General features: G+C 29.9%; 13 protein-coding genes. All 13 read left to right on the top strand.

Annotation, left to right across the window (positions count from 1 at the left end; genetic code table 11):
- Positions 1-444 precede the first annotated feature (444 nt).
- The 13 genes from trmD (at position 445) to P161_RS0112805 (ending at position 18,766) form a co-directional block, all read left to right on the top strand.
- Positions 445-1,122 carry a tRNA (guanosine(37)-N1)-methyltransferase TrmD gene (gene trmD / locus P161_RS0112865; RefSeq protein WP_026777353.1) on the top strand — a complete coding sequence of 226 codons (678 nt, stop codon included), beginning with the start codon at positions 445-447 and terminating at the stop codon, positions 1,120-1,122.
- Between the two features lie 66 nt (positions 1,123-1,188).
- Positions 1,189-2,667: a glycosyltransferase family 39 protein gene (locus tag P161_RS0112860; RefSeq protein WP_026777352.1), complete on the top strand. Its 1,479-nt coding sequence runs from the start codon at positions 1,189-1,191 to the stop codon at positions 2,665-2,667.
- A gap of 111 nt (positions 2,668-2,778) precedes the next feature.
- Positions 2,779-3,129: a 50S ribosomal protein L19 gene (gene rplS / locus P161_RS0112855; protein WP_026777351.1), complete on the top strand. Its 351-nt coding sequence runs from the start codon at positions 2,779-2,781 to the stop codon at positions 3,127-3,129.
- 661 nt (positions 3,130-3,790) lie between these two features.
- Positions 3,791-6,010, top strand: a complete 2,220-nt coding sequence (locus tag P161_RS0112850) for an NADP-dependent isocitrate dehydrogenase (RefSeq protein WP_026777350.1) — start codon at positions 3,791-3,793, stop codon at positions 6,008-6,010.
- Between the two features lie 97 nt (positions 6,011-6,107).
- On the top strand, positions 6,108-7,355 hold the full coding sequence (locus P161_RS0112845) for an efflux RND transporter periplasmic adaptor subunit (RefSeq protein ID WP_026777349.1): 1,248 nt from the start codon (positions 6,108-6,110) through the stop codon (positions 7,353-7,355).
- 7 nt (positions 7,356-7,362) lie between these two features.
- The gene (locus P161_RS0112840; protein WP_026777348.1) at positions 7,363-8,739 is read left to right on the top strand and encodes an ABC transporter permease; all 1,377 of its coding nucleotides are present in this window, start codon (positions 7,363-7,365) and stop codon (positions 8,737-8,739) included.
- A gap of 2 nt (positions 8,740-8,741) precedes the next feature.
- Positions 8,742-10,217 carry a TolC family protein gene (locus tag P161_RS0112835; RefSeq protein ID WP_026777347.1) on the top strand — a complete coding sequence of 492 codons (1,476 nt, stop codon included), beginning with the start codon at positions 8,742-8,744 and terminating at the stop codon, positions 10,215-10,217.
- Positions 10,218-10,290: 73 nt separating this feature from the next.
- A complete protein-coding gene (locus tag P161_RS0112830) occupies positions 10,291-12,660 on the top strand; it encodes a TonB-dependent receptor (RefSeq protein ID WP_197026352.1) in 2,370 nt (789 codons plus the stop codon).
- A 76-nt stretch (positions 12,661-12,736) separates the two neighbouring features.
- On the top strand, positions 12,737-13,567 hold the full coding sequence (locus P161_RS0112825; protein ID WP_026777345.1) for a DUF4249 family protein: 831 nt from the start codon (positions 12,737-12,739) through the stop codon (positions 13,565-13,567).
- 46 nt (positions 13,568-13,613) lie between these two features.
- Positions 13,614-14,426, top strand: a complete 813-nt coding sequence (gene murQ / locus P161_RS0112820) for an N-acetylmuramic acid 6-phosphate etherase (RefSeq protein ID WP_026777344.1) — start codon at positions 13,614-13,616, stop codon at positions 14,424-14,426.
- Positions 14,423-14,668 carry a DUF6095 family protein gene (locus P161_RS0112815; RefSeq protein ID WP_026777343.1) on the top strand — a complete coding sequence of 82 codons (246 nt, stop codon included), beginning with the start codon at positions 14,423-14,425 and terminating at the stop codon, positions 14,666-14,668. Before murQ ends, P161_RS0112815 begins: the two co-directional genes overlap by 4 nt.
- A gap of 75 nt (positions 14,669-14,743) precedes the next feature.
- The gene (locus P161_RS18600) at positions 14,744-15,721 is read left to right on the top strand and encodes a hypothetical protein (protein ID WP_051605749.1); all 978 of its coding nucleotides are present in this window, start codon (positions 14,744-14,746) and stop codon (positions 15,719-15,721) included.
- Between the two features lie 138 nt (positions 15,722-15,859).
- Complete coding sequence (locus tag P161_RS0112805; RefSeq protein WP_026777342.1) at positions 15,860-18,766, top strand: PEP/pyruvate-binding domain-containing protein; 2,907 nt, start codon at positions 15,860-15,862, stop codon at positions 18,764-18,766.

Here is an 18,766-nt window from a genome sequence, read left to right as displayed (position 1 = left end):
ATTGAATTAATGAATTCCGACATAATAAACACAAAAGCTAAACTGACTTTATACTCAACCGAAAATGGAGGGCGTGAAACTGGAATCGGAACAGGTTATCGCCCAAACCACGTTATGAATATTTGCCAAACTCGAATGACTTTCCGACAACCTATATTGGACAAATTGACTTTGAAAAAGACAGAATTTATCGAGGAGAAACTGAAAACGTAAAAATTATGTTTTTAAGACATCAGAATATTGAGGAGTTACTAAAAAAAAGGAAGAACTTGGTGGTTTCACGAAGGACCAAGAAAAATCGGAGAAGCTGAAGTAATTGAGGTTTTAGCGGAATAAAAACTACTGCCAACATACCTATTTAACAAATAGAATTCAAGATAGTATTAGATTTACACATTTCTAAAAAAGTCTTTTCAAAACATTCAAAAAACTTACATTTGCAACATGCGAATAGACATTATTTCAGTAGCTCCTAATTTATTAGAAAGTCCATTTAACCACTCTATTGTAAAGCGTGCAAAAGAAAAAGGTTTGGCAGAAATTATAATTCACGATTTACGTACATATGGTTTGGGCAATTACAAACAAATTGACGACACGCAATTTGGTGGTGGTGCAGGTATGGTGATGATGATAGAACCCATTGCAAATTGTATTAAAAAATTGCAAGCTGAAAGAAAGTACGATGAAGTAATTTACATGACTCCAGATGCAAAAACACTAAATCAAACTACAGCAAATACACTTTCTTTAAAAGAAAATATATTGATTTTAACGGGTCATTATAAAGGTGTAGATCAACGAATTCGTGATTTATTTATTACCAAAGAAATTTCAATTGGCGATTATGTGTTAACAGGAGGCGAATTGGCTGCAGCTGTTTTGGTAGATGCTGTGGTGCGTTTAATTCCAGGCGTAATTGGCGATGAACAATCTGCGTTAACAGATTCTTTTCAAGACAATTTATTATCACCACCAGTTTATACAAGACCTGCCGATTTTGAAGGTAGTAAAGTTCCAGAAATTTTATTATCTGGTAATTTTCCAAAGATTGAAGATTGGCGAAGTGAACAAGCCTATAAAAGAACAGAACAAATTAGACCCGATTTATTGGAAGACTAAAAATAAGTAACTTAAAGATTTTGAACTTGTTTCAGTATCTTCGACAAAATTTTAGAATAGCACCTTTTGGATACATTAAAAAATTTCATCAAAAATAATACAGCCGTTTCTTGGGTTGTAGGTTTTCAGCTTTTTAGGTTGATTTTACTACCATTTATGGGCTTAATGCCACAAGATGCCTATTATTATTTATATGGGCAAAATTTGTCATTATCGTATTTTGATCATCCAGGAATGATTGGCTATTTGTTGCGAATTTTCTCTGAAATTTTTGGACAAGCTGTTTTTGTTGTTAAGTTTACTGACTTTTTTATTACGTCCTTAACCATTGTAAGTTTTTATAAACTCGCCTCTTATTTTTTATCAAAACAAAAATTACAAAGAGCGTTTGTTTTATTGGCTTCCACTATTTTTATATCAATTTTATCCTTTAACTCCACTCCAGATGTGCCTCTTTTATTATTTTGGACGCTAAGTTTGATCTGTTTATACAAAGCAATTTTTGAAGACAAAAAAATCTTTTGGATTCTTGGAGGAATTGCCATGGGCTTGGCTTTTAACAGCAAATACACAGCTCTTTTATTACAAATTGGATTAATTTTATTTGTAATTTTTTCACAAAAACACAGAAAATTACTACTTTCTCCTTGGTTGTATTTTTCGCTCTTAATTTCTGTAGCAGTCACATTTCCTGTTTGGTATTGGAATTATCAAAACGATTTTGCCTCTTTTGCGTTTCAATCTTCTTCAAGAACAAGTTCCATCTCTGAATTTAAATTTTCTTCGAATTATTTTTTTGGCGCTATTGGGCATCAACTATTTTTGTTATTGCCAGTTTTGTTTTTAATTTTTATCACTTTTACGTATAAATACATTAAGAGAGCGTTGTTAAAATTTAAATTGCCAAGTTCAAAAACGTTGTTTTTATTAGCTTTTTTCATTCCTACATTTGTTGGTTTTTTTAGCCTTACTCCTATTTATTGGGTAAAATTAAATTGGATGATGCCTTCTTACATTACAGGAATTATTTTGGCAGGTATGTTTATCAGCAAGAAACTATTAAAAGTACAGGTTATAATTTCTATCATTTTTCATGTACTTTTTAGTATTCAAATATTGTTTTATGTAGCGCCTATTAAAAGTGATGATACTTGGGTTGGTTGGAAAGAATTAGCAGTAGAAACTGAAAAATTACAGGAAAAATACCCCAACACGTTTGTGTTTTCTGATGATAATTATAAAACATCAGCTTGTTTAAACTTTTTTATGGAGGATAAGGTGTATGCGCAAAACATCATAGGATTGCCAGCTTTACATTTTGATTATTTGGGTGATGATCTAAAAACCTTAAAAGGAAAAAATGCCCTTTTTATTGATTCTGACAAACGTTTTAAAAGTAACGAAAAGTTAGGTGAAGTGAATCCATTATTAATAGCTCACTTTAAAAATGTAACTGAATTAGAGCCAATTATCATACAAATCAATAAAAACCAAAGCAGAAAGTTCTGGGTTTTCTATTGTACTGATTATCAACCTAAAAAATAAATGCTTTTTAGTTTTATCAACTGAAAAAAAATACTATTTTTGCAACCGCTAAATTAACCTCTGACGAAGAAATCGTGAATGTTGCTTTACAACAAAACATAAACATTACATATGGAAGCTTTATTAAAATTTGTTCAAGACGAATTTGTAACAAAAAAAGAACTTGCAGAATTTGCAGCTGGTGATACAATTACTGTGTATTACGAAATTAAAGAAGGTGAAAAAGTTAGAACTCAGTTTTTTAGAGGAGTTGTAATTCAAAGAAGAGGAACAGGAACTTCAGAAACTTTTACAATCAGAAAAATGTCTGGTACTGTAGGTGTAGAAAGAATTTTCCCTATCAACTTACCTTCTCTTCAAAAAATTGAAGTGAATAAAAGAGGTAAAGTTCGTAGAGCTCGTATCTTTTACTTTAGAGGTCTTACTGGTAAAAAAGCTAGAATTACTGAAAAAAGAAGATAGTTTTTTCTCAAATAAACTTAAGGAAAGTGTTGTAAAATTTACAACACTTTTTTTTTATGAACAAATGTTTATAACTCTAGTTAATATCTTGTTGATTTCTAAATGGTTAAATATTTGGTTACTTTACAAATCATTCGTAAATTTAACCAATATTTACATTTAATTAAACTTTTAGTCTTCGAAAATTATTAGAAATTAAATCGTAAATTTTAAAAGTAACGTTATTATAAAATTATTTTTAAACTAGTTAAAAGTATTATTTTAACTGTAAAGGAGATTATAAAATTAAAAACTTTGTAATTTATGTAGAATAATATTATAGTTTAAAAGTATTGAAATAGTAAACTATAATTTCCGTAAAAAGAAATATAAGGATCAATTCTTATTTATTTTGTAATTGTACAAAATAGTGTAAAAGACTATTTCAACAGAAGCCATATCATTGCAAGAAATTGTATGATATGGCTTTTATCTTTACAAAGGATATTTATTATTCAGTAAATCTTTAATTTCATTGCTAAATACATTAAAAACCCTATCAATTAATAAAGGATTAACAGTCAAAATCTCATCTAAAATTCTTAAATTTGTTCCGCTTTAAACGAAAACAATTTCGTAGAAAGTATTTATTGATTATTCCACAACAAAATAATAGAATTTTATGAGTAAAATAGCTAAAATTATATATACTAAAACAGATGAAGCTCCAGCTTTAGCAACACGTTCTTTTTTGCCAATTGTAAAAGCTTTTACAAAATCATCTGACATAGAAATTGAAGTAAAAGATATTTCTTTAGCAGCTAGAATTCTTGCTAATTTTCCTGAATATTTAAAGGAAGATCAAAAAGTAGAAGATGCTTTAGCAATTTTAGGAGATTTAGCAAAACAGCCAGAAGCAAATATTATTAAATTACCAAATATTAGTGCTTCTGTGGCACAACTAACGGAAGCTATATCTGAATTACAAGATTTGGGATATGCAATTCCAGATTTCCCAGAAGAGGCAAAAACTGAAGAGGAAAAAAACATTTTAGCAACCTACAATAAAGTAAAAGGTTCTGCTGTAAATCCAGTTTTAAGAGAAGGAAATTCTGACAGAAGAGCACCAAAAGCAATTAAAAACTATGCTCGTAAAAACCCACACTCAATGGGTGCTTGGAGTGCAGATTCTAAAACACATGTTGCTACAATGACAGAGGGAGATTTTGCGCATAATGAAAAATCTTACACTACAAAAAAAGCAACTTCAGTTAGCATACACCATATTGCAGAAAACGGAACTAAAAAAGTTCTTAAAGAAAAAATTGACTTATTAGAAGGCGAAATTATTGATGCTACTATAATGAGTAAAAAAGTTTTAATTGACTTTTTAGAGGAACAATATGAAGATGCTTTAGAGAAAAACGTCTTGTTTTCTTTACACATGAAAGGAACCATGATGAAAGTGAGTGATCCAATTATTTTTGGTCATGCAGTTCGTGTGTTTTTTGCTGATTTATTTAAAAAACATGGCAAAACATTTGATAAAATTGGTGTTGATGTAAATAATGGCTTAGGAAATTTACTTGGAAAATTAAGTGAGTTACCAAAAGAAAAGCGTGATGAAATTAGAGAAGATTTAAGATATGCTTTTGATCATGGACCAGAAATTGCCATGGTAAATTCTGATAGAGGAATTACAAATTTACATGTTCCATCTGATGTTATTATAGATGCTTCTATGCCTGCTATGATTAGAACGTCTGGTAGAATGTACAATTCTGATGGAAAATTACAAGACACAAAAGCAATAATTCCTGATAGTTCTTATGCTGGTATTTATGCAGCAACTATCGATTTTTGTAAAAAGAATGGTGCTTTTGATCCTACAACTATGGGTACAGTTCCTAATGTTGGCTTAATGGCACAAAAAGCAGAAGAATATGGTTCTCATGATAAAACTTTTGAAATTGCAAAAGCTGGTAAAGTTGTAGTTGTAGATGCTGCAGGTAAAACTTTGTTAGAGCATACTGTTGAGGCTGGTGATATTTGGAGAATGTGCCAAACAAAAGATTTACCAATTCAAGATTGGGTAAAATTAGCTGTGACAAGAGCAAGAGCTTCTGAAACTCCGGCTGTATTTTGGTTAGATAGAAATAGAGCACATGATGCAGAAGTAATTAAAAAGGTGAAAAAATATTTACAAAATCATGATACTGATGGGTTAGATATTAGAATCTTATCACCAATAAAAGCTACCGAATTTACTTTAGAAAGAATTGTAAAAGGAGAAGATACAATTTCTGTTTCAGGAAATGTTTTACGTGATTATTTAACAGATTTATTCCCGATTTTAGAAGTAGGTACATCTGCTAAAATGTTATCGATTGTTCCTTTAATGAATGGTGGTGGTTTATTTGAAACTGGTGCTGGTGGTTCTGCTCCAAAACATGTACAACAATTTTTAGAAGAAAACCATTTACGTTGGGATTCTCTTGGAGAGTTTTTAGCATTAGCTGTTTCTTTAGAACATTTAGGAAACACAAATAGTAATGAAAAAGCTTTAATACTTGCAGAAACACTAGATGAAGCTACAGACAAGTTTTTAGACAATGATAAATCGCCTTCAAGAAAAGTTGGTGAAATTGATAACAGAGGTTCTCACTTTTATTTAGCATTATATTGGGCTCAAGGTTTAGCAAATCAAAATAAAAATGCAGAGTTAAAAGCAGAGTTTACTAAAATTGCTGATGCACTAGCTAAAAACGAAACAAAAATTATTGGTGAATTGAATTCAATTCAAGGAAACGCAGTAAATATAGAAGGCTATTATATGCCAAACGAAACGTTAGCTGATAATGCAATGAGACCTAATAAGAGCCTAAACAGTATTTTAAACTGATTCTTTTAACAAAAATTTATAACAAATATTAACAGAAAGAGTGCTTTACAGCACTCTTTTTTTAGTTAGTTTTGAATTCTAATCAAACTAAAAACGAATGAACAAGAAGAAAATAGCTATTATAAGTGTCATAGCAATAGTTTTAATTTATTTCGGATATCGTTATTTTTCACCTGCTGCAGATGGAGAAGTATACCTTACAACCAAAGTAAAAAAAGGAAATTTTGTTAGTGAAGTTATTACTTCTGGAGAAGCACAATCCACAAGCTTAAAGGTTATTAATGGCCCAGAAAATCTTAGAAAATTTAGACTTCGTGATATAAAAATTCAAGATTTAGTACCAGAAGGAACCATCGTAAAAGAAGGTGATTATGTGGGTAGATTAGATCCTTCTGATGTAAACGAACAAATTATAGATGCTCGTTTAGATTTAGAAACTGCAGAATCTAGATATACACAAGAACAATTAGATACTACACTTGCGTTAAAGCAAGAACGAAATGCCATTAAAGATTTAAGCTTTAGCATGGAAGAAACCAGGCTAGAACTTAATCAATCTACTTATGAACCACCAGCAACTATTAGAAAATTAGAAATAAATCTTGAAAAATTAGAGCGCGATTTAAAAGAAAAAAAAGAAAATTACAGAATTAAAAAAAGACAAGCAAATGCAAGAATGGTGGAAGTTGGTACAAGAGTATCTAAGATTAATAAAGAATTAAAAAGTCTTTTAGAACTTTTAGAATCTTTCACAATATACTCTGATGGAAATGGAATGATTACCTATCATAAAGAATGGGATGGTACCAAGAAAAAAGTAGGTTCCTCCATAAGTCCATGGAATCCTTCTATAGCAACACTTCCTGATTTAACTAAAATGGAATCTAAAACCTATGCCAATGAGGTTGATATCAGAAAAATTAAAAAAGATTTACCTGTAAAAATTGGGTTTGATGCCTTTCCTGATGTTGAAATAGACGGAATTGTAACAGATGTAGCTAATGTAGGTGAAAATAAAAGGGGTTCAGATATTAAAGTTTTTCAAGTCTTGATAAAATTAAATGGCTCTAACACGAATATTAGACCAGGTATGACAACTTCAAACAAAATACTAACATTTGAACAAGAGGATGTTTTAAGTGTTCCTTTAGAGGCTGTTTTTTCTAAAGACTCTATAACCTACGTATATAAAAAAACTGGTTTTTCAGTTGCCAAAAAACAAGTTAAAATTGGTGATGCTAATAACGACTCTGTGATTATATTAGATGGTTTAAATGCAGAAGACGTTGTGTATTTAAATAAACCAGAAGGATTAGATGATGATCAAATAGCAAAATTAAATTAGTTTTTTTATGATTGATAAAATCTATATAGAAAAACTAAAATCTAATTTTAGCGAAGCTATACGTGTAATTTTAGCCAATAAAGTTAGAACACTTTTAACTTCCTTAGGAATTATTTTTGGTGTTGCAGCTGTTATTACAATGCTAGCCATTGGTAATGGTGCAGAAAAAGAAATTTTAGCACAATTAGAATTGGTAGGTGTTAACAATATTGTCATTACTCCTATTCCAGATGATGAGGAAAATGACAGTAGTGATGATGAAACTGATGCTGGAGAAATTTCTCCTAAAAGGTTTTCTAAAGGGTTAGATATGTTAGATGTGAATAGCATCAAAAAAAATCTACCTTCTGTAAAAAAAGTAAGTCCAGAAATTATCCTAGAAACTTATGTAATTACTAAAGGAAGACAAAGCCCTGTAAAATTAATTGGTGTTTCCTCAGACTTTTTTGAGACAGCAAATATCGAAATAGAAAGTGGAAAAAACTTTTCTGATACACAAACAGATTTTTCTTTACCCGTTTGTATTATTGGTAAAAAAATAGAAAAGAAACTATTTACTGGAGAAAGTGCTGTTGGCAAACAAATAAAAGTAAAAGATGTTTGGTTACAAGTTATTGGTGTTATCGAAGAAAAGTTTATTTCAGAAACTGCTCAAGAAAATTTAGGTATTCGAGATTTAAATCAAGATGTGTATATACCCATTACTACTTTTTTAGTGCGTTATAAAGACCGCAAAATCATAAGCGATAAGCCTATGGAAACTGGTGGTGGTGGAATGATTTTTATTAGTGGAAATCAACAAGGACCAAAAAAGAAAATTCCTAGAGGTAATTATCATCAAATAGATAAATTAACAATTCAAGTAAACAATTCAGCAGAATTAAATGCCACAGCAGATGTGTTGAGTAGAATGCTAAAAAGAAGGCATAATGATATGGTAGATTTTGAAATTTCTATCCCTATTCAACTTTTAAAACAACAACAAAAAACCAAACAAATTTTTAATATAGTATTAAGTATAATTGCTGGTATTTCTTTGCTAATTGGTGGTATTGGAATTATGAATATCATGTTAGCCTCTGTTTTAGAAAGAACAAAAGAAATTGGAATTATTAGAGCTATTGGAGCCACTCAAGAAGATGTTATTTTACAATTCTTAACAGAATCTGTTTTGGTAAGTATTGGTGGTGGAATTATAGGAATTGTTTTAGGTGTTTTATCCTCCTATATTTTAGAACTCAGTACAGGAATTGAAACCATATTAACTTTAAGTTCCATTTTGCTCTCTTTCTTTGTGGCAACACTTATTGGATTAATTTTTGGAATTGCTCCTGCTAGATCTGCAGCTAGCAAAAGCCCAATTGAAGCTATTAGACACGAATAATTATGAAAAAGATTTTTACAACGATTTGTTTTTTACTAACCATAACCATTTTTAGTCAAGAGCAACTAGGTATTCAAAAAGAAATAACTTTAGAAGAAGCTATTGATATTGCTCAAAAAAACTCTCCAGATTACAAAGCATTGCTAAATCAAAATCAAGCAAGTTATTGGAGATATAGAAGATTTAAAGCAGGTTTTTTACCACAATTAAGGTTTGATGCAACACTACCTCAATACAGAAATTCTGTAAATAGAATTACCTTAGATGATGGTTCTGATGGCTTTAGAAGAACAAATCAAATACGTTTTGATGGGGAACTGTCTTTAAATCAAAATATTGGTTTAACAGGTGGTACAATTTCTATAAGTTCGCAGTTTGAAAGAGTAGATGTTTCAGAACCTTTTGAAGCTACCAACTTTGCTGTAATTCCATTTTCTTTAAATTATAGACAAAATTCTTTATTTTATAATGATTTTAAATGGCAAAAAAGGATAGAACCTTTAATATACGAAGAAGCTAAAAGAGAGTTTATTGAAACGATGGAGCAAATTTCGTTTAATACTAGTAGACGTTATTTTGCCTTATTAAAAGCTCAAATTCAAAGTAAAATTGCAAAATCTAATTATTCGAATCAAGATACTTTATTTCAAATTTCTAAAGGAAGATTTAAAATGGGTAAAATTGCAGAAAATGATTTACTTCAAATAGAATTATCGGTTTTAAATTCTGAAAATGATGTTATTACCAACGAAATAAACTTTAAAAGATCCTCTCAAAATTTATCAAGATATTTAGTATTAGATACAGAAGACATTCTTTTATCAACACCAGATGAACTTACCTTATTTTCGGTAACTGTAGAAAAAGCTTTAGAAGAAGCAAGAGAAAATAGAAAAGCTGTTATAGAGTTTAGAAGAAGACGTTTACAAGCAGAAAGAGATGTAGCAGAAGTAAGAGGAAACAATAGAGTACAAATGAGTTTGAGAGCAAACTTTGGTATCTCTCAGCAAGGAAATGAGTTTAACAACTTATTTAATGACTATAACCAACAACAAAATGTAACATTATCTTTAGGAATTCCTATTTTAGATTGGGGTGTTTCTAAATCTCGAAGAAAATTGGTAGAAGCTAATAAAGATTTGGTAAATACTAACATAGAGATTCAAGAACAAGAGTTTGAGCAAGAAATTTATTTGCATGTTTTAAACTGGCAAAATCAACGTAATTTTTTAAATACTGCAAAAAAAGCACAAGAAATTGCTCTAAAAAGATATGAAATTGCTAAAAAACGATTTGTATTAGGAAAGATAAATATCACAGACTTAAATATTGCGTTGCAAGAACAAGATAGGTCTGTTTTACAATATTTAAATTCTTTAGAGAAATTTTGGACAGATTACTACATATTAAGACAATTAACGCTGTTTGATTTTATCAAAAATAAAAAAATTGAAGTTGCAGATATAATTTATGATTAAAATATGATTTTTTAATCTATTATAACACTACTTTTGTTTAAAAATACAATAAATACATCGAACAAAAATAAATTTGAAAAAAATTTTATTCCTATTTTTCTTAGCATCAATATCTATATTTAGCCAAGAAAAATTTACAGTTAGTGGCACTGTTTACGACAATAGTAGTAACGAAACTTTAATTGGAGTTTCAATATATTTTCCAGAATTAAATGCTGGAACCACGACAAACGAATATGGTTTTTATTCCATAACCATACCCAGTGGAACTCACAAAATACAAATAAGCTATTTAGGTTTTTCCACAATTAATGAAACCTTAACTCTTAAAGAAAAAATTACAAAAAACTTTAAACTAGTTGAAGAATCAGAAAGTTTAGCTGAAATTGTTATTGAAGCAGATATCGAAAAGATAAATGTTAAGTCGCCTCAAATGAGTGTGAATAAACTAACAGCTGCTACCATAAAAAAAATACCTGTAGTTTTAGGAGAAGCAGATATTATAAAATCTTTAATTTTATTACCTGGAGTTACCAGTGCTGGTGAAGGCGCATCTGGTTTTAATGTTAGAGGTGGTGCAGCAGACCAAAATTTAATTTTGTTAGATGAAGCCATCGTATTCAATTCATCGCATTTATTTGGTTTTTTCTCGGTTTTTAATCCTGATGTTATCAAGGATGTTAAATTATATAAAGGTGGAATTCCTGCACGTTTTGGAGGAAGATTATCATCTGTTTTAGATATTTATCAAAAAGAAGGAAACAGCAAAGAGTTTAATGTTACTGGAGGAATTGGTTTAGTTTCGTCTCGTTTATTGATAGAAGGCCCAATTGAAAAAGAAAAAAGTTCTTTTGTGGTTGCTGGTAGAGGATCTTATGCTCATTTATTTTTACCGCTTTTTGATAATGATAACAAAGCTTATTTTTATGATTTAAACAGTAAAATAAACTACAGATTTAACGATAAAAACAACGTTTTTTTATCAACTTATTTTGGAAAAGATATTTTTGGAATTAGCGATAATTTTGTAAACGAATATGGAAACACAGTAGTTAACTTACGTTGGAATCATCTTTTCTCTGATAAAATTTTCTCGAACTTATCTTTAATTTATTCTGATTATTTCTATGGTTTAATTTTAGATTTTGTGGGTTTTGAATGGGATTCTGGCATCACCAACTTCAACCTTAAGTATGATTTTAAACATTATTTAAATGAAAAATTTAAATTGAGTTATGGAATCAATAATATCTACATCAAATTTAATCCAGGAGAAATTATTCCAAATAGAGAAGATTCTGGAATCCAGCCAGAAAAATTAATTGACAAATATGCCAACGAATTTGCAGCATATTTAGAAGCAGAACATAAAGTTAGCGACAATGTAACCTTACAATATGGAGCACGTTTTAGCCATTTTACACGTTTAGGTCAAGATGAAATAAACTTATATGCGAATAACCAAGCTGTTATTTATAATGAGCAGTTTAAAAAATACGAATCTGCTCAAGCCATTGGCACAGAATCTTTTAAGAGAAGTGAAACGTTAGCAACGTTTCAAAATTTTGAACCAAGGGTTTCTTTGGCCTATACATTAGATGAAAATACCTCTGTAAAAGCCAGTTATAACAGAATGGCACAATATTTACACTTGCTTTCTAACACAGCCTCTCCTACTCCATTAGATGTTTGGGCACCAAGTGGACGTTTTATAGCTCCTCAATTATTAGATCAATATGCTGTTGGTTATTTTAAATCGATAAAAAATGGCGATTATTCTTTAGAAACTGAAGTATTTTATAAAGATATTCAAAACAGAATCGATTATATAAATGGCGCCAATTTAATTGCGAATAACGAAATTGAAACCATCATTTTAAACGGGCAAGCAAGAGCTTATGGTTTAGAAGTTTTGTTCAAAAAGAATGAAGGAAAATTTACAGGGTTTTTAGCCTATACTTTATCAAGATCAGAACAACAAACTTTGGGAAGAACTGCTATTGAACCTGGTATTAACAATGGTGAGTGGTATAGTTCTCCTTTTGATAAAACACATGATATTTCCATCAACGGAAGTTACGAATTGTCTAAAAAATGGTCATTCAATGCAAATTTTTTATTCCAAACTGGGCAACCTACCAATTATCCTGTTGGCCAATATGAAATACAAGGTTTAAATGTACCCATTTTTGATGACAATAGAAGAAATGCAGATAGATTACCAGCGTATCACAGACTTGATATTTCTGCAACCTTAACACCAGAAAAGAATAAAAATAGAAAATGGAAAGGTGAATGGGTTTTTGGAATTTATAATTTATATGGAAGACAAAATGCAGCTTCTATTAATTTTAGACAAAACAGAGAAACATTAAGAAACGAAGCTGTACAAACATCTATTTTTGGTTTAGTCCCTTCTGTAACTTATAATTTTGAATTTTAAAACAATACAACAATGGGGTTAAACCCATTGCAAATAAAACAACAAGGGGTTTAAACCCCTTGCTAAAGAAATAAAAATGAAAAACATACTACTAATTTTAACTTTTGTTACGCTTTTTATAAGTTGTGAAAAAGTGGTTGAGATTGATGTTCCATCCATAGAACCAAAATTAATTATTGATGCTTCGTTTGAAGTTTATTTTGATGAAAACCCAGTAACTGCCAAAAATGTTGTGAAATTAAGTTTATCAGCAGATTATTTTGATGAAGTAATTCCACCAGCTTTAGGTGCCACTGTTTTTTTAACAAATCTTGCAGACAACTCTATTATTAATTTTGCTGAAACTAACTCTACTGGAATCTATGAACCTGTTAACAATTTTATTCCTGCAGAAAATATAGAATATGAGTTAACAGTTATTTATGATAATGAAACTTATAAAGGCAAAGCTTTTAGAGTAAAATCAACTCCTTTTACAAATGTTGAACAAGGTAATGAAACTTTATTTTCTGGAAATGAAACTGAATTAAAAGTTGCTTTTAGAGATGTTGGTCCAGAACAAAATTTTTATTTATTCGATTTTTCTAACAATCTTTATAATGTAGTAGAAGATCGTTTTTTTAATGACGTAAATTACAATTTCTCTTATTTTTATGATGAAGATGATATAGTATTACCTGCACCTGTAACCATAAAAATATCTGGTATATCTGAACCATACTATACGTATTTTAGAATTCTTACTTCACAAAGTGGACAAGATGGAGGTGGTCCTTTTGAAACTGTACCTTCTTCTTTATTAGGAAATATGATTAACACTACAAACGAGCAAAATTTTCCTTTAGGCTATTTTCATATTGCTGAAACAGATACTTTTACATTGGTTTTGGTGGATTTGGAAGATTAACTGCAAGGGGTTTAAACCCCTAGTAAAAAAAAGCAATGGGTTTATTATGAATTTTACAAAAATCACAGAACAAGATTCTAATTACAATCATTTAGAAAAAATGAGTGTTTTAGAAGTGCTTACCAACATTAATAACGAAGATAAAAAAGTAGCAATCGCTGTTGAAAAAGCCTTGCCACAAATTGAAGTGTTGACTCAAAAAATAGTGCAACAACTAAAAAAAGGTGGGAGACTATTTTATATTGGTGCAGGAACTTCTGGTAGATTAGGTATTTTAGATGCTTCTGAATGTCCACCAACTTTTGGTGTTCCTCATGAATTAGTGGTAGGTTTAATTGCTGGAGGAGATTATGCTATTAGAAAAGCTGTTGAATTTGCAGAAGATTCTAAAACTCAAGGTTGGTTAGATTTGCAAGCTCATCATATCACCGAAAAAGATGTTGTTGTGGGTATTGCAGCTTCTGGAACTACACCTTACGTAATTGCTGCTTTAGAGAAATGTAATGAAAACAACATTATTACAGGTTCTATCTCTTGTAATAAAAATAGTCCATTATCCAATACTGCTCAATTTAATATTGATGTAATTGTAGGGCCTGAATTTGTAACTGGAAGTTCTAGAATGAAAGCAGGAACTGCTCAAAAATTAGTGTTGAATATGCTTTCTACAACAACCATGATTCATTTGGGTAAAATAAAAGGCAACAAAATGGTAGATATGCAATTATCTAACCATAAATTGGTAGAAAGAGGTGAAAAAATGTTGATGAGCGAATTAAATATCAACCAAGAAAAAGCAAGTGAATTATTAGCTAAATTTGGCAATGTTAGAGAAGCTATTTTAAATTATAAATTATGAGTACAGACAAACAATTACTAAGTAAAGCATTGATAAGACTTGGTATTTTAATCCTATTATTTATATTATCTCCTGTTATTATGACCATGGGTTTTAAAGCGCTAGATAAATTTACAGGAACATCTAACGAATATCTTGCTTATTTAATTTTGGGTTTTAGTTCCATTCTATTAGTATATACCTTATATTTTGGTTTTAAAACTTTTGGAGTCTTACAAAAAGCTATATTTAACGACAAATAACATCTGAAAACTAGCAACTTTTACAAGGTTTTTCAATGGGAACATTGGCCTTCTTCTTTATTTTATATTCCCAATTTGCCTTATGCTTTTTATTTAGCAGCAAAGGCAAAACACGCTACTTTTTTTAGTGCTGCCAATCCATTTATAAAAAGTTCTGGAAATGGCACAGAAAGTAAGTTTGCGACGATTCAGTTAGTTCCTAAAAAATACAGACCTAAAAGTGTTTTACATTTAGAAAACTCATCAATTACTGAAACGCTTTTAAAACTTGAGCATCAACAATTAAAATTCCCTTTAATTGCAAAACCAGATATTGGCTTTAGAGGTTTGTTGGTAAAAAAAATAAATTCAGCAATTGAGTTAGAAGAATATCTAAACAATTATAAGATAGATATTATACTTCAAGAATTTATTGCTTATAAAAACGAATGTGGTATTTTTTATGCGAGAAATCCTACAACTGATAAAGGTGTCATTACATCCATCACTTTAAAAAAATTCTTAACCATTACTGGTGATGGAACTTCGACACTTCATCAACTTATTTTAAGTGATAAAAGAGCCAAATTATATACTAATTTATTGATTGAATTACATCATAACAACTTAAAATCAATTCCAAAAAAACTAGAAGTTATTCAGCTTTCTGTTATTGGAAATCACTCTAAAGGAACAAAGTTTTTAAACGGAAATCATTTAATTTCAAAACAATTAGAGGCTACTTTTGATGCCTTAAGCAAATCGATTCCTGGTTGGTTTTATGGTAGAATTGATTTGAAGTACAATGATTTTTCTGAGGTAGAAACTGGTTCTGATTTTAAAATCTTAGAAATTAATGGCATTATTGCTGAACCTACTCATATTTATGACAGCGAAAATTCTACTTATTTTGAGGCGTTAAAAGCAATTAGAACCCATTGGAAATCTTTGTACGAAATTGCAACCACTAATCACCTAGAACATAAAGTTCCTTATAAAAGTAGCAAAAAATTCATCTCTGAAATGTTTGAATTAAGAGCTTATACCAAAAAAATTAAACGTTTTACATCCTAAACATAGCTTGTAATTTCACAAAAATCGATAAATTAAGATACTTTTAACTCAAATCGGTTTTAATTGAACTCGATAGCCTAATTATTATAAATATTAATAAAATATAAAGTAGCTTTGTATTCATCAATCAAAAAAAATATGCAAAAAAAATTATATATATGTACGCTGTTATTTTTGTTAACAGTTTCATTTACAATCGCTCAAGAACTATCAACTCCAAAAATTAAGGAACTTGTTGAATCTTATAAAGAGGATGTTAGAGGCCCCTATTACAGAATAAAATGGTTTTGTGAGGATGGTAGTGTTAGAGATGCCAAAGATCCTTGTCCAGATGATATTGAAGGCATACAACATGCAAGTTTTAAAACGTCTGCTTTAGAGTTAAGAAAAACGAACCATTTGTTTTTTGGCGAAATCTTGGCATCTACTAAAATCAACGAATTTTTAGACGAACAAAACAATTATAGCAGACTAAAACAATACCAAATTGGTAAATATTTAGCCAGTATTAATGATGGTTGGATTTTACGAAAAGGGCAATTTTACAGAGGTGCTGTACAATCTGAAGATGAAGAAGCTTGGGGAAAAGAGTTTTTTGAAACTATTTTAAAAAATGATTCTTTTTTAAAAACAAATTATTATTTAATAAGACAAGCGTTAAAAGACATACCCCATAATGGAGACACAAATCTTGGACAATTAATGCGAAGTGAATCTAAAATTTTGGCAGAAAACATTCCTAGCTTTATGGATGTTAGAATTAAAATTCACGGAAATCCACAAAAAACAGATATTGCTTTAGTGCAGAATTTTATCAATAAAAAAGAGGATAAATTATCTTTAGAGGAGAAAAAAGAGTTGCAAAATTTAATTTTAACTATGGAACAGTTTTACGCTCCATTAGATTTTAAAAAGATAGATGAAGAAGTTGCAAACTTGAAAGGCAATACCTTTGTAATTGATGAAATTAAAAACTTTTCTAAAAACTATAGCAGTAATAATTCATCAAAAAAGATTGTAAGAAATTCTGCAAATATTTTAGCGGATATTCGACTAAATATCAACGATTTTAAATCGTCAAAACATAAACTACAATTATTAGATATTAGCAACCAAATAGAAAATGTGTTGCTAATTGAAGCCCAAAATTGGGAAACTGAAACCTTACAGGAAACTATTGACAAGATTGAAATTTTAACTTGTGCTGCTTTAGGAAGTGGTTTAATTGAAATCTGGGAATTTGATAAAATAGAAAAATCACTTAATAACAAAGCAAATAAAGAAGAAATAACAGTGGCTTCTTTAAACGAATTGTTAACTGTTTCTAGAAGTATTGTGGAATGGAGTGCCTCTTTAATCAAAGCAAATTATAATGAAGATGTTTTAAACTACACAAAATTCGAGCCTTTGGCTTATGGTTTTATTGATGATAGAGTTCGAAACAGCATCGCTTTAAGTTTAGGAGAAACTGTAAGTAAATTAGGAACTTTTGTTGCCAAAATTTCGAATATCAATAATGATGTAATGTCTATTGATAACCAAAGTGCTATTAGAGGTTTAAATCCTGGATATGCTTTTGGTGAGTTGGTTGTGGTTGATGGAAATCCTGATGATGTGGAAGTGAATACCAATAAAATATACATTTTTCAAAATCCGCCTTCAGATTTAAAACCTGTTGCAGGAATATTAACAGTTTCTGAAGGAAATTTAGTTTCTCACGTTCAATTATTGGCTAGAAATTTAGGAATTCCGAATGCAGCTTTATCAAATGAAAATTTATCAGCTTTAAAAAAATACAATGGTAAAAAAGTTTTTTATGCAGTTTCTCATAAAGGAAATGTAATTATCAAGACTGAAAATGATATGTCTTCGGAAGAAGAAAAATTGTTTGAGAAAAAAGAACGCAGCAAAAATATGATTGAAGTTCCTGTTGATGATATACGTTTGGATGTTTCTAAAGTGATTAACATGAGAGATGTAAACGCAACAGATTCTGGGAAACTTTGTGGACCAAAAGCAGCTAATCTTGGCGAATTAAAAAATCTTTTTCCAGAGCAAGTTGTAGAAGGTTTAATTATTCCTTTTGGTGTTTTTAAAACCCACATGAACTTACCAATGCCCAATGAAGGCAAAAGTTATTGGCAATATTTAAACGATACTTTTTACAATGCTAATCAAAAGAAAAAAGAAGGAGCCACAGAAGAACAAGTAGAAAATTATCTGTTAACTTCTTTGGAAAAATTACATAAAGCTATTTTAAACATCAACTTAAATACTGATTTCACCAAAGATTTAAAAGAGAACTTTGAAACGGCTTTTAAAAATGAGATGGGTAAAGTGCCTGTATTTTTAAGAAGTGATACCAATATGGAAGATTTGAAAGAATTTACTGGAGCTGGTTTGAATTTAACGCTTTTTAATATTAAAGAAGAAGACAAAATCTTACAAGGGATTAAAAGAGTTTGGGCATCTGCGTATACAGAACGTAGTTTTAAATGGAGACAAAAGTATTTATTGAATCCAGAAAATGTGTATCCATCCATCTTAATTATACCAAGTGTAGATGTAGATTATTCTGGAGTAATGATTACCAAAGGAATTAATGCTGGTACAGATAACGATTTAACTGTTGCTTTTTCTAGAGGTGCTGGAGGTGCAGTAGATGGGCAATCTGCAGAAACAAGACTTATCACCCAAAACGAAAACTTTTTGTTAGCACCTGCAAGACAAGCAGATTATATAAGATTACCAAATTATGGTGGAACAAAAAAGTACTTTACTTCGTTTGAAAATGAGATTTTGAATGAAGATAATATCAACGAAATAAGAAAAATAGCGAAAGAAGTAAGAGCTAAAATTGGCGAAAAAGCAGAAGATAAAAACCAAGCTTTTGATGTTGAATTTGGTTTTGAAAATAATAAATTATGGTTGTTTCAAATAAGACCTTTTGTGGAAAATAAACAAGCAAAAAGTTCAGACTATTTAAACTCCATTACCCCAAAAATTGCAGACGACAAACAAATAAAAATCACCGAAAAATTATAA

Source organism: Polaribacter sp. Hel_I_88, from assembly GCF_000687935.1.
Classification (GTDB): Bacteria; Bacteroidota; Bacteroidia; order Flavobacteriales; family Flavobacteriaceae; genus Polaribacter.
Note: the sequence above shows the minus strand (reverse complement) of the source record. Positions and strands in the feature narration are given on the sequence as shown.

Excerpts from the sequence above, each read along its gene's own strand:
- trmD (WP_026777353.1), top strand. The coding sequence starts at position 445 with ATGCGAATAGACATTATTTCAGTAGCTCCTAATTTATTAGAAAGTCCA.
- rplS (WP_026777351.1), top strand. The coding sequence starts at position 2,779 with ATGGAAGCTTTATTAAAATTTGTTCAAGACGAATTTGTAACAAAAAAA.
- P161_RS0112850 (WP_026777350.1), top strand. The coding sequence starts at position 3,791 with ATGAGTAAAATAGCTAAAATTATATATACTAAAACAGATGAAGCTCCA.
- P161_RS0112845 (WP_026777349.1), top strand. The coding sequence starts at position 6,108 with ATGAACAAGAAGAAAATAGCTATTATAAGTGTCATAGCAATAGTTTTA.
- P161_RS0112840 (WP_026777348.1), top strand. The coding sequence starts at position 7,363 with ATGATTGATAAAATCTATATAGAAAAACTAAAATCTAATTTTAGCGAA.
- P161_RS0112835 (WP_026777347.1), top strand. The coding sequence starts at position 8,742 with ATGAAAAAGATTTTTACAACGATTTGTTTTTTACTAACCATAACCATT.
- P161_RS0112825 (WP_026777345.1), top strand. The coding sequence starts at position 12,737 with ATGAAAAACATACTACTAATTTTAACTTTTGTTACGCTTTTTATAAGT.
- murQ (WP_026777344.1), top strand. The coding sequence starts at position 13,614 with ATGAATTTTACAAAAATCACAGAACAAGATTCTAATTACAATCATTTA.
- P161_RS0112815 (WP_026777343.1), top strand. The coding sequence starts at position 14,423 with ATGAGTACAGACAAACAATTACTAAGTAAAGCATTGATAAGACTTGGT.
- P161_RS0112805 (WP_026777342.1), top strand. The coding sequence starts at position 15,860 with ATGCAAAAAAAATTATATATATGTACGCTGTTATTTTTGTTAACAGTT.